Source organism: Martelella sp. FOR1707, from assembly GCF_053484265.1.
This window is the reverse complement of the sequence record NZ_JBAKFP010000004.1, coordinates 244321-256984: the sequence shown is the minus strand read 5'-3', so window position 1 is coordinate 256984 and position 12664 is coordinate 244321. Positions and strand designations below refer to the sequence as shown.

Below are 12664 nucleotides of genomic sequence, written 5' to 3'. Positions count from 1 at the left end.
AGACCATGTCAGCCTATCTCAACACCCTCGTTTTCGGCATCTACCCATATATAGCGCTCACAGTGCTGATCCTGGGAACCGTCATCCGCTATGACCGCGAACCCTATTCCTGGCGCTCGGGCTCGTCGCAACTGCTGCGACGCAAGCAACTCATCTGGGGTTCGGTGCTGTTTCACGTCGGCGTGCTGGTCATCTTCGTTGGCCATCTCGTCGGGCTTTTGACGCCGATCTGGATTTTCGATGCGCTCGGCATCAGCCACGGGACCAAGCAGTTGCTGGCCGTCGTCGCCGGCGGTATTGCCGGGGTGATGGGCATTGTCGGCGCGACGCTGCTCGTCCATCGCCGGCTGTTCGATGCGCGGGTGCGCGCCGCCTCGACCTTCAGCGACACGATGATCATCATCCTGCTCTGGCTGCAGCTTCTGCTGGGTCTCGGCACGATCCCGGTATCGCTGCACCATCTCGACGGCCATGAAATGGTGAAATTCATGAGCTGGGCGCAGGGCATCTTCACCTTCAACTTCGCCGCCTCGTCGTACGTCGCCGATGCCGCGTGGGTCTTCAAGGCGCATATTATCCTGGGCCTCACCATTCTGCTCGTCTTCCCGTTCACCCGGCTGGTGCACATGCTGAGCGCGCCGGTGCGCTATATCTGGCGGCCCGGCTATCAGGTCGCCCGGCAGAAGGGCGACGGATCGCGCATCAACGGCACACCGGCGGAGTGACGAGCAATGGTCAATCTCTTTACACCACAACAGCCCAAAGCCACTGGCGGCGGGCCGGAACCGGGCAGCGGCTATCAGGCCGTCGACACGAAAATACCGCCCAAGGCGCGGCCGGTGTTCTCCGAAATCTCGGTCAACGGCGTCGCGATTGCCGAAAGCGCCATCCTCGCCGAGGCCCAGAACCACCCGGCCGACAATCCTGGCGCGGCGCTTCGGGCCGCGGCCGAAGCGCTCGTCATCCGCGAGCTGCTGCTGCAGAAGGCCGTAGAGGAACAGGTGGCCGGCACGCCGCAGGCAACCGCCGACGGCAAGACCGAGACCGCCGAGGATGCGGCAATCCGGGCGCTGATCGAGGCATCGGTCAATGTGCCAACTGCCGGCGAGGCGGAATGCCGCCGGTTCTACGACAACAATCGGGCCCGTTTCCGCTCGGAGCCGATCTTCGAGGCGCGCCATATCCTGCTCGTCGCAAATCCGACTGACGAGGCCGCCCGGCAGCAGGCACGTGCAGAGGCGGAGCAGATGATCGCGGACCTTTCGGCTGGTGCCGTTGGTTTCAGTGAGCTGGCGCGGGCGCGTTCGGCCTGCCCGTCGGCGGAACAGGGCGGCAATCTCGGTCAGCTTTCGCCGGGCAGCACCGTGCCGGAATTCGAGGCGGTGCTGATGCGGCTGCCGGAAGGCGAGATGGTCACCTCGCCAGTGGAAACCCGCTACGGCTTCCACATCATCCGCACGGATCGCCGGATCGAGGGCGCGCAATTGCCGTTCGAGGCGGTTAAGCCGCGCATCGCTGCCTGGCTGGAGGCGGCAGCCTGGTCGAAGGCGGTCGCGCAGTTCATCGCCGTGCTGGCGTCGGAAGCCGAAATCGAGGGCATCGAGATCGCCGGCGTCGACGGGCCGCTGGTGCAATAAGGCAAAGGGGGGTGTGATGGCGGACGGAAAAGGAGCGACGGGTGAATGCAAGCCGCTGGGCTTCATCCCGTTCATGCAGGATGACGCCGCCGACCGGGTCCTGGAAGCGGTTGCGCGGCTGCTCGCGGCCAAGGGGTATCGGGTCGATGGCTTCGTTCAGCATGCCGACAAGGACGAGGGCCAGTGCTGCGGCGCGGTCGATCTGGAAGACATCGCGACCGGCAAGCGCTGGCAGATCATGCAGGCGCTCGGTGCCCATGCGCGAGGCTGCAGGCTGGATTTCAATGCGCTTTCGGACGCGGCGGTGTTTGCCGAGGGGAGGATCAGGACGCGGCCGGAGCTCCTTATCCTCAACCGTTTCGGCAAAGGGGAAGAGCAGGGCGGCGGGTTGCGCTCGGTTTTCGAGGCCGCCTTCGTGGCGGGGGTGCCGATCCTGACTTCGGTGAAGCAGCCTTATCTCGATGGCTGGGGGGCATTTTCAGGCGGTCTGTCACAAGCTTTGCCGCCCGAAACCGATGCTGTCCTGCAATGGTGTTACGACGCCATCGCTCGGGCGAGGCAGGTGCGCAATGCGGCATGAACGCGCGATAAGGCAGGCCGTTCCGCGTCCGCTGGTCGACGGGTTCGGCCGCACCGCAACCTATCTCCGGCTTTCGGTGACGGATCGCTGCGACCTGCGCTGCACCTATTGCATGTCCGAGAACATGACGTTTCTGCCGCGCCGCGACATTCTCGACCTAGAGGAGCTTCACCGGCTGTCCCGCATCTTCATGGCGCGGGGCGTGCGCAAGATCCGGATCACCGGCGGCGAGCCGCTGGTGCGCAAGAACATCATGGCGCTGTTTGCCATGCTCGGCGCTGACCTGAAGCGTGGCGCGCTCGACGAGCTAACGCTGACGACCAACGGCACGCTGCTGGATCGTTATGCGGAAGCGCTGTTTACCCATGGCGTGCGCCGGGTGAATGTCTCGCTCGACACGCTCGATCCCGAGCGCTACCAGGCGATCACCCGCTGGGGCCGGATCGAACGGGTCTTCGCCGGCATCGCGGCGGCGCAGGCGGCGGGCCTTCGGGTCAAGATCAATGCGGTTGCCATGCGCGGCGCATTCGAGCAGGAGGTGGACGATCTGATCCGCTTTGCCCATGAACAGGACATGGACCTGACCCTGATCGAGGAAATGCCGCTCGGCGAGGGACGGCATGACCGCCGGGAGAGTTTTCTGTCGCTGTCGAGGCTTCGCGAAACGCTTTCGAAGCGCTGGACGCTTCAGCCGCTTGCCTTGAAAAGCGGTGGCCCGGCGCATTATATGCGGGTTGCGGAAACAGGCGGACTGCTTGGGTTCATCACGCCGCTTTCCTGCGGTTTCTGCGCCGCATGCAACCGCCTGCGCGTCAGCGCCACCGGCGATCTTTACACCTGTATGGGCGATGAAGGCCGGGTCGGTCTCAGGGAGACCCTGCGAACGCGTGACGACGATACGCCAATCGACGCGCTGATCTCGCGCGCGGTGGCGATGAAGCCCGAGGGGCATGCATTTTCGATTACGAGTGACCATGTCGAGGGCATCGGCCGGACGATGTCCGTGCTTGGAGGTTAAAATGCTGATCGTTGCACTGACCATTTCCGATCGCGCCAGCCGTGGCGAATATGAAGATCAAAGCGGCGCCATGATCGAGACCTGGCTGGCGGAGACTGTCACGTCACCGTATGCCCTGAACCGCGTCATCATCCCGGACGGCGTCGCCTCGGTGCGGGATACGCTGATGGAGCTGTGCGACAATGTTCGCGCCGACCTGATCCTGACCACCGGCGGCACGGGCCCTGCGCCCCGCGACGAGACGCCGGAGGCGATGCAGGCGGTGATCGAGAAGGAATTGCCGGGCTTCGGCGAACTGATGCGGCGCATCAGTCTGGAACAGGCGCCGACCGCCATCCTCTCGCGCCAGACGGCCGGGGTGCGCGGGAAGAGCCTGATCGTCAACCTGCCGGGCCGACCGGCGTCGATAAGGCTTTGCCTCGATGCGGTATTCCCGGCGATCCCCTATTGTCTCGACTTGATCGGCGCCGGCCCGATCGAGACCGACCCAGCGCGGATCAAGGCACATCGTCCGCCGGGCTGAGGCCGGTCGTGGTTTGCAACAAGGAGTTTTGGACATGAGAGGACGTCCCGCGCCGGAGCGCACCGTGATCATCGACGGCAAACCGCTTCCCGAGGTTCTGGACGAGGCGATGATCCGGGCCGTGGTGTACGGCTTTTACGACCGGATCCGCGAGGACCCGCTGCTCGGGCCGGTCTTCAACAGCCGGATCGCCGCCGATGACTGGCCCCGCCATCTTGAGCGGATGTGCGACTTCTGGTCGGCGACGCTGTTGCGCACGGCGCGCTATCAGGGCCGCCCGCTGCCGCCGCATCTGGCGATCCCCGAAATCGACGAGCGGCATTTCCGCCGCTGGCTTCAGCTCTTTGCCGAAACCGTTGACGCGATCTGTCCGGAAGAAGCGGCGGCGCTGTTTCTCGACAGGGCCATGCGCATTGCCCATTCCTTCCGTCTGGCGATCGGCTTTCATCGCGGCGAGGATACGACCGGGCTGTGCCCGATCGGCCATGCCGATCTTGCCCGCCCGGCAAACGGTGCGAAACCATGAGCGCTCAGGAAACCGGGACCTTCATCGAACGCAATGCGGAAGGCCAGTTCGAAATCGGCGCGGAGCGGCTCGCCCGCCGTTTCGGTCTCGGCGTCAATGATCTGCACGCGATGACGGCCCGCGGGCAGGTTCGGTCGTCGGTGGAGCGCGGCGATGGCGAGGACGCGGGACGCTGGCGCCTCTCCTTCCGCATCGGCAATCGTCGCTGGCGGCTGACCGTGCGCGAGGATGGCCTGATCGAGGAAGACGAGTTCACCATCGTCTCCTCCGGCGGGCGTATGACCTGAGCGCTATTTCGTGCGGCCGGTTTTCTTGTGCGAGGGCTGGTCGTTGGGTTCGCGATCGACGGTTTCGCCGCTGTCGTCGCGGCTTTCCGTTCCCAGCCAGGCCGGGTCCAGTTCGTGCAGAAAGCAGGGCGGGGACGACACTTCTAGCACGCCTTCGTCCCACCGATTCGTCTCGGCGTGGCAGCCGCTCCTTTCCGCGATGATGGCCGCGAGGACCCGCGCATGATTGATGCATTCGTCGCGGGCGGCATAGAGCAAGGTCACGGTGTGTTGCTCGCTCCTTGCGCAGAGTTCATCAAGCGCGGCGTTTTCCTCAAGCTCCGCGCGATAGCGCCGTTGGAAATCCTCCCACCGGTCTTTTCTGTGCGAGAACCATGTGCGCAACTCGCCTGAGGGAGCAACATCCTTGGCCCAGAGATCGACGCGGGCCTTGTCCTTCGCAAGGCCGCGCGGCCAGAGGCGGTCAACGAGAATGCGCAGGCCGTCCGCCTTGTCGGGTTCGTCATAGACCCGTTTGATCTTCACCGTCATGGCGCTGTCTTCCTCCCCTGTGACGACCGCTCCCGCAATTCCCCCGGCGGGCTTGAAAGTCGCCGCGTGTCGGACTATCGTTGATGCATCGATGTCCAATGGCGGGCATTCCATCGCAAAGCTGCGGATCTGAGAACCGTTTCCTGAAAGGGAAGCGCTTCGACTGATGCCGCGGCTTTTTTGTTTTCATTTTAGACAGCGAGGAAAGCCGATGCCAGTCCGGCATGTGATCCATTCTGCGCGTCATCTCCGGTTCCCGTCAAACCTCGGCGCTCTGCAAGGCAGGGGGTGGCGATGGGCGTAGAAACCGTCAAGAGCGTCTGTCCCTATTGCGGCGTCGGCTGCGGGGTGGTGCTCGATGTCGAGGACGGGCGGATCGTCAGGCTTTCCGGCGACAAGGACCATCCCGCCAATCGCGGCCGGCTCTGCACCAAGGGCAAGACCGCGCATGAGGCGATCGCCGCGCCCGGCCGGCTCGAAACCGCGTTTGTCCGGGGCGAGGGCGTTGCGCCGGAAGCCACATCCATCGATGCGGCAACCGCCGAAACGGCCAGAAGGCTGTGCGCCATCGTCGCCGAGCACGGGCCGGACGCCGTGGCGCTCTATGTCTCCGGCCAGATGTCGATGGAGGCGCAGTATCTCGCCAACAAGCTCGCCAAGGGTTTTTTGCGCACGCGCCATATCGAATCCAACTCACGCCTTTGCATGGCAAGTGCCGGGTCCGGCTACAAGCTGTCGCTGGGGGCGGACGCGCCGCCGGGATCCTATGACGACATCGAGAAGGCCGATCTGTTTCTGGTGATCGGCTCGAACATGGCCGATTGTCATCCGATCCTGTTTCTAAGGATGATGGACCGGGTCAAGCAGGGTGCGAAGCTGATCGTCGTTGATCCGCGCCGCACAGCCACCGCCGAGAAGGCCGATTTGTTTCTGGCGCCGAAACCCGGGACCGATCTTGCGCTCCTCAACGGCATCCTGCATCTGATCGTCGAAGCAGGCGGCATCGATCAGGCCTTCATCGACGCCCATACCGATGGCTGGGCGGATATGCCGAGCTTGCTTGCCGATTATCCGCCGGAGCGCGTCGCCGAGCTGACCGGGCTCGCGCTGGACGATATCAGGACGGCGGCCGACATGGTGCTTGCCGTCGGCGAGTTCATGACGCTGTGGACCATGGGGCTCAATCAGTCGGTCCAGGGCACGTTCAACACCAATGCGATCTGCAATCTGCATCTTGCAACGGGGAAGATCTGTCGGCCCGGCAGCGGGCCGTTCTCGCTGACCGGGCAGCCGAATGCCATGGGCGGGCGCGAGATGGGCTATATGGGGCCCGGCCTGCCGGGGCAGCGCTCGGCGCTGGTGGAGGCCGACCGGCGCTTTTGCGAGGCGCGCTGGGGTATCGCGCCCGGCGCCATCCGTGCCGAGGAGGGGACGGGCACCATCGACATGTTCAGGGCGATGGCGGCGGGCGACATCAAGGCGGCCTGGATCATCTGCACCAATCCGGTCGCAAGCGTCTCCAATCGCAAGACGGTGACGGCGGCGCTCGATCGGGCGGCGTTCGTGGTGGTCCAGGATGCCTTTGCCGAGACCGAGACAACGCCCTATGCCGATATCCTTCTTCCTGCGGCGGTGTCGTTCGAGGCCGACGGCGTGATGGTCAATTCCGAGCGCAACATGGCGCTGACAGCGGCGGCAGCGAAGCCGCCGGGCGAAGCGCTGCCGGACTGGCGGATCATCGCGAAAGTCGCCTGTGCCATGGGCTATGAGGACGCCTTCAGCTATGACAGCGCGGCAGAGGTCTTCGAGGAGATCCGCCAGTTCTCCAACCCCGCGACCGGTTACGACATTTCCGGCGTCACGCATGAGCGGCTGCGCAATGGCAGCATCCAGTGGCCGGCATCCGAGGCCGGTGATGCCAGCCGTAACCCGATCCGCTACCGCGCGCCGGATAGAGGATTGAAATTCGCCACCGAAAGCGGCCGGGCGAAATTCTGGCAGCGTCCGCATTCCGGCCCGGCCGAAACGCCGGATGACGATTATCCGTTGATCCTCAATACCGGTCGCCTGCAGCACCAGTGGCATACCATGACCAAGACCGGCAAGGTTGCCAAGCTGAACAAGCTCAACGCCGCGCCCTTCGTCGAGATCAACCCGGCCGATGCGGCGGCGCTTGCGATTGGCGACAATGACCAGGTGTCCATCACCTCGCGCCACGGCAGGGCGGTGCTGCCCGCCATCATCACCGATAGGGTCTCGCCGGGCGCGCTGTTCGCGCCGTTTCACTGGAACGACGTGTTCGGCGATCAACTGGCGGTCAATGCAGTGACCGGCGATGCGACCGATCCGATCTCGCTGCAGCCGGAATTCAAGGTGACGGCGGTTTCGCTCGCCCGCGTGGCGGCGGCGGAGCCCGATGCGCCGACGGATGCGCCGCGCAAGGCTGAGGACATGCCCGCCGGAATTGATGCCAGGCAGAGAGATGAGGACCCGACAAAGCCAAAAGTCTCCGTGTTCTTCGCCTCGCAGACGGGGACTGCGGAAATGGCGGCCTCCGATCTCTGTAATGCGCTTGGCGGGGCAGGTTACCGCGCGGCGTTGCGTCCGCTCGACGCGGTCTCGCTGGATGACTTTGCGACAAAGGACCCGGTGGTTTTCATCGTCAGCACCTTCGGCGATGGCGACCCGCCCGATCATGCGGCCGATTTCTGGGCAGCGCTTTCGCGCGAGGATTCACCTCGCCTTGAGGACCTCAGCTATGCCGTGGTGGCGATGGGCGACAGTTCCTATGACCAGTTCTGCGGTTTCGGCCGGAAACTGGATGCCCGGCTTGAGGCGCTCGGCGCGGCGCGGCTGGCAGCCTGCCGCACGCTGGATGCGGACGAGGAGGGGGACGCGGTTGCGGCGGCGATGGCCGCTCTTTCCGGGCGTTCGAATGGCGCGGCGGCTTCGGAAGCCGCCGTCCGATCCAATGGGCGAAAGCCAACCGAAACCCTCGCGGCCAGGCTCAGCGTCAACCGGTTGCTGAGCGGTTCCGGCAGCGCCAAGGAGGTGCGCCAGTTCGGGTTCCGGGTCGATGGCGCGGCGGCTTACGAGGCGGGAGACGCGCTTTCCATCATGCCGCGCAATTGTCCCGAGCTTGTCGATGAAATCCTGGCCTCTTTGCAATTGCCGGCGGAAACGCCGATCTCCGGGATCAACGGCCATGACATCGGGATCGGCGAGGCGCTGCGCGATCATTTCGAGATCGGTCAGCCGCATCCGGATTTCCTCCAATGGTGGGCGGATGTCAGCGGGCATGAAACGCTGAAGACCCTGACAAGTTCGGCCGACCGGAAAGCCCTCGATGACTGGCTGTGGGGCCGGCAGATCGCGGACATTCTGGCCATGGCGCCGAAACGCGTCGACGGGCAGGAATTCTGCGACCATCTGAAAAAGCTCAAGCCGCGGCTCTATTCGATCGCCTCCAGCCCGAAGACGAACCCGGACGAAATCCACCTGACGGTTTCGGTGCTGCGCCATGCCCGCCACGGGAAAAGCCGCAAGGGCGTGGCCTCGGCGTTTCTGGCCGACAGGGCGGCGGAGGCGCCGGTGCGCGTTTCGGTAAAGAAACAGGCGCATTTCCGCCCGCCGGCGGACCCTGCAACGCCGGCGATCATGGTCGGGCCGGGCACCGGCATCGCGCCGTTCCGCGCCTTTCTGCAGGACCGCGAGGCGGCAGGGGCGACCGGGGCCAACTGGCTGTTCTTCGGCGAGCAGTCGCGAGAAAGCGGCTACTACTATCGCGACGAGATCGAGGCCTGGCTTGAGGGCGGCCTGCTGACCCGGTTCGACACCGCCTTTTCGCGCGACCAGGCGGAGAAGATCTATGTCCAGCACCGCATGGCGGAAAACGGCCTCGAGATATGGAAGTGGCTGCAGGAGGGCGCGCATTTCTATGTCTGCGGCGATGCGAGCCGCATGGCAAAGGATGTTGATGCATCGCTGAAAACCATCGCCCGGACGCATGGCGGGCTTTCGCCCGAGGCAGCCGAGGGCTACGTTAGGTCGCTCGCCCGGGAAAAGCGCTATATGCGTGATGTCTACTGAACCTATTGCGGAAGCCGCCTCATGAACACCAGTGATCTGGCGATCCTTGTCATCGATGAAAACGCGATCCGCGCCGCTATCATCAGGGACGGGCTGCTCAAGGCCGGCCACCATAATGTCACCGTGGTCGAGGAACTGGTCGGCGTCGCCCGGACGATCGAGCGGCTTTCGCCCGATGTGATCGTGATCGATATCGAAAACCCCAACCGCGACATGCTCGAAAGCCTGTTCGTGCTGTCGCGATCGGTGAAGAAGCCGATCGCGATGTTCGTCGACCGTTCGGATGCGGAAACCATCCACGCCGCCGTGGAGGCCGGGGTTTCGGCCTATGTCGTCGACGGGCTGAAGCAGGAGCGCGTCAAGCCGATCCTCGACATGGCGATTTCCCGGTTCAACGCGTTTTCGCGCATGGCGCAGGAGCTGGAGGCGGCGAAGAGCCAGCTCGAAAACCGCAAGGTGGTCGACCGCGCCAAGGCGTTGTTGATGAAATCGCGCGGCATGGACGAGGAAAAGGCCTATGCGCTGCTGCGGCGCACGGCGATGGATCAGAACCGCAAGATTGTCGATGTGGCGCAGAGCCTGATCATGACGTTCGAGATGCTGGAGAGATAGAGATGCAGGACCTTTCAATCGGATTTGTACCGCTTCTCGACAGCGCCATCGTTCTGGCGGCCGAGGCGAAGGGCTTTTTCATCGAGGAAGGGCTCAAGGTGCGCCTCACCCGGGAAACCTCGTGGAGCGCGATCCGCGACCGGCTGGCCGTCGGCAGCCTTCAGGCGGCCCATGTGCTGGCGCCGATGCCGATTGCCGCCAATCTCGGCCTGTTTCCGTTGGCGCCGAAACTGGTGGCGCCGATCGCGCTCGGGCTCGGCGGCAATGCGGTGACGGTTTCGGCGGCGCTTGGCGCGGCAATGGAAGCGGAGGGTGATGAGAGCGATCTTGACCCGGCCAAAGCGGGGGCAGCGCTGAGACGGGTGATTGCGGCCAGAAAGGCTGAAGGCCTGCCGCGGCTGCGCTTCGGCGTCGTCTACGTGTTTTCCGGGCACAATCTCGAACTGCGCTACTGGCTCGCGGCCAACGGCATCGATCCCGATCGGGATATCGAGATCGTGGTGCTGCCGCCCCCCTTCATGCCGGATGCGGTGGAAGCCGGGCGGATCGACGGCTATTGCGCCGGCGAACCGTGGAACACGATTGCAGCGCGGCGCGGGGCGGCGCGAATCGTCACCGTCAAGGCGAAGATCTGGCGCTCCAGCCCGGAAAAGGTGCTGGCGCTGCCCGCCGATTTTGTGGACGCCAACGAGGAGACCGTGGCGGCGCTGCTGCGCGGCCTCTACCGGGCCTCGCAATGGGCGGCCGCGCCGGAAAACCACCCGGAACTGGCCGCGATCCTCGCCGAGCCGGGCCATCTCGATGTCGACCGGGCGATGCTCGAGCCGCTGTTCTCCGGCACGCTGGCGGTGAGCGAAAAGGCGCAAACCACGGTCGAGGATTTCTTCCTGACCTCCGCCAAGGCCGCGACCTTTCCCTGGCAGAGCCATGCGCTATGGTTCTACAGCCAGATCGTGCGCTGGGGGCTTTGCGATCACTCGGCCGAAAACGCCGAGATCGCGAAGATGAGCTATCGGCCGGATATCTACCGCAAGGCGCTGCAGCCGCTGCATACGCCGCTGCCTGGCGCGAGCCTCAAGGTCGAGGGCGCGCTCAAGGCGCCGACGCCGGTGGGCGCGAGCGCCGGCGGTCTCATCCTCGGCCCCGACGGCTTTTTCGACGGACAGACCTTCGATCCCGATCAGGTGAGCGCTTATATCGAACAGCAGAAGGCGGCGATCTGAGCCCGTATTTTGTGCGCGTTTCGGGTGCATTTGCATAAATTTTAGTCTGTTTTTCGATTCATACATTTTTTATGCAAAAATCCGCCGATGCCGCTTGTCTGATGCGGCATTGTGTGTTTCCATAAGTCTCAAGAATTCGGCGCCCAATGGAGGGTGCCAGGCAACGCCGCCAACGCATTCGCGCCAGAACTGGCACGATGACCGTTAGGCGGCTTTTTTCGTTTTTATCCGACATTCCCCATCCATCAGGAGAACGCCATGCGCCATTTCCTTTGCTCTGCCACCATGCTCTGTTCGCTGACATTCGCGGCGACGGCCACCCATGCCGAAATGCTGTTTCCGGAAAAGGACGAGCTCACCATCGGCTTCATCAAGCTGACGGATATGGCGCCGCTGGCAATCGCCAAGGAGATGCATTTCTTCGAGGATGAGGGGCTTTATGTCACACTCGAAGCGCAGGCGAACTGGAAGGTGCTGCTCGACCGGGTGATCACCGGCGAACTGGACGGCGCGCATATGCTGGCCGGCCAGCCGCTGGCGGCCACCATCGGCTATGGCACCGAGGCGCATATCGTCACGCCGTTCTCGATGGATCTCAACGGCAATGCGATCACGGTCTCCAATGCGGTCTGGGACCGGATGAAGGAAAACATTCCTGTCGGGCCTGATGGCAAGCCGCAACACCCGATCAAGGCTGATGCGCTGAAGCCGGTGGTCGAGGCCTACAAGGCCGAGGGCAAGCCGTTCAAGATGGGCATGGTCTTCCCGGTCTCCACCCATAATTACGAGCTGCGCTACTGGCTGGCCGCCGGCGGCATCAATCCAGGCTACTATTCGCCGGGCGATATTTCCGGCCAGATCCAGGCCGATGCGCTGCTTTCCGTCACCCCGCCGCCGCAGATGCCGGCGACGATGGAGGCGGGCACGATCGAGGGCTATTGCGTCGGCGAGCCGTGGAACCAGGCGGCGGTGTTCAAGGGCATCGGCGTGCCGGTCGTCACCGATTACGACATCTGGAAGAACAACCCGGAAAAGGTCTTCGGCCTGACCGAGGAGTTCACCGAAAAATATCCGCAGACCACGCTGGGGCTGACCAAGGCGCTGATCCGCGCCGCCATGTGGCTGGACGAGAACGACAATGCCAACCGCGAAGAGGCCGTCGAGATCCTGTCGCGGCCCGAATATGTCGGGGCCGATGCCGAGGTGATCGCCAATTCGATGACCGGCACGTTCGAATATGAAAAGGGCGACAAGCGTCCGGCGGAAGACTTCAACGTCTTCTTCCGCCACTACGCCACCTATCCCTATTATTCAGACGCCATCTGGTATCTCACCCAGATGCGCCGCTGGGGCCAGATCGCCGAGCCACAGGAAGACGGCTGGTATGACGAGGTCGCCCGCTCGGTCTATCTGCCGGAACTCTATCTGGAAGCGGCCCGCCAGCTGATCGACGAGGGCCATGCCACGGAAGCCGACTTCCCCTTCGATACCGACGGCTACAAGCCCGCGACAAACGAGTTCATCGACGGCGTGACCTATGACGGTCGCCACCCCAACGCCTATCTCGACAGCTTCCCCATCGGCCTGAAGGGCGATGAGGTGATCGACGGCAACAAGATCGCCGGCCGCTGAGCGCGA

General features: G+C 64.0%; 12 protein-coding genes. 11 read left to right on the top strand and 1 reads right to left on the bottom strand.

Translation table 11 applies throughout. The features are described 5' to 3' along the window. Positions 1–5 precede the first annotated feature (5 nt). The 7 genes from narI to V6765_RS12575 are packed head-to-tail and all read left to right on the top strand — an operon-like array spanning position 6 to position 4571. A complete protein-coding gene (narI, locus tag V6765_RS12605) occupies positions 6–725 on the top strand; it encodes a respiratory nitrate reductase subunit gamma (RefSeq protein WP_448429260.1) in 720 nt (239 codons plus the stop codon). Between the two features lie 6 nt (positions 726–731). Further along, the gene (locus V6765_RS12600; protein WP_448429258.1) at positions 732–1637 is read left to right on the top strand and encodes a peptidylprolyl isomerase; all 906 of its coding nucleotides are present in this window, start codon (positions 732–734) and stop codon (positions 1635–1637) included. A gap of 16 nt (positions 1638–1653) precedes the next feature. Next, on the top strand, positions 1654–2217 hold the full coding sequence (locus V6765_RS12595) for a DUF2478 domain-containing protein (RefSeq protein ID WP_448429256.1): 564 nt from the start codon (positions 1654–1656) through the stop codon (positions 2215–2217). Beyond that, positions 2207–3235, top strand: coding sequence for a GTP 3',8-cyclase MoaA (gene moaA, locus V6765_RS12590; protein ID WP_448429254.1), 1029 nt, complete (start codon positions 2207–2209; stop codon positions 3233–3235). The genes V6765_RS12595 and moaA overlap by 11 nt, the downstream gene beginning before the upstream one ends. A 1-nt stretch (position 3236) precedes the next feature. Beyond that, positions 3237–3758: a molybdopterin adenylyltransferase gene (gene mog / locus V6765_RS12585; RefSeq protein ID WP_448429253.1), complete on the top strand. Its 522-nt coding sequence runs from the start codon at positions 3237–3239 to the stop codon at positions 3756–3758. Between the two features lie 34 nt (positions 3759–3792). Further along, positions 3793–4284: a group III truncated hemoglobin gene (locus tag V6765_RS12580; RefSeq protein WP_448429251.1), complete on the top strand. Its 492-nt coding sequence runs from the start codon at positions 3793–3795 to the stop codon at positions 4282–4284. Continuing rightward, on the top strand, positions 4281–4571 hold the full coding sequence (locus V6765_RS12575) for a DUF6522 family protein (RefSeq protein ID WP_448429249.1): 291 nt from the start codon (positions 4281–4283) through the stop codon (positions 4569–4571). The genes V6765_RS12580 and V6765_RS12575 overlap by 4 nt, the downstream gene beginning before the upstream one ends. Positions 4572–4574: 3 nt before the next feature. Here the strand turns inward: V6765_RS12575 and V6765_RS12570 are convergent, their stop codons facing one another. Continuing rightward, positions 4575–5102 carry a DUF488 domain-containing protein gene (locus V6765_RS12570; RefSeq protein WP_448429247.1) on the bottom strand — a complete coding sequence of 176 codons (528 nt, stop codon included), beginning with the start codon at positions 5100–5102 and terminating at the stop codon, positions 4575–4577. Between the two features lie 294 nt (positions 5103–5396). Here V6765_RS12570 and V6765_RS12565 point away from each other — a divergent pair, with 294 nt between their 5' ends. From V6765_RS12565 to V6765_RS12550, 4 genes are all read left to right on the top strand, one after another. After that, a complete protein-coding gene (locus tag V6765_RS12565) occupies positions 5397–9191 on the top strand; it encodes a molybdopterin-dependent oxidoreductase (RefSeq protein ID WP_448429245.1) in 3795 nt (1264 codons plus the stop codon). 21 nt (positions 9192–9212) lie between these two features. Continuing rightward, positions 9213–9803: an ANTAR domain-containing response regulator gene (locus tag V6765_RS12560; RefSeq protein ID WP_045679664.1), complete on the top strand. Its 591-nt coding sequence runs from the start codon at positions 9213–9215 to the stop codon at positions 9801–9803. Between the two features lie 2 nt (positions 9804–9805). Further along, on the top strand, positions 9806–11026 hold the full coding sequence (locus V6765_RS12555) for a CmpA/NrtA family ABC transporter substrate-binding protein (RefSeq protein WP_448429242.1): 1221 nt from the start codon (positions 9806–9808) through the stop codon (positions 11024–11026). Positions 11027–11284: 258 nt separating this feature from the next. Next, positions 11285–12658, top strand: coding sequence for a CmpA/NrtA family ABC transporter substrate-binding protein (locus tag V6765_RS12550; RefSeq protein WP_448429240.1), 1374 nt, complete (start codon positions 11285–11287; stop codon positions 12656–12658). The last annotated feature ends 6 nt before the right edge of the window (positions 12659–12664 follow it).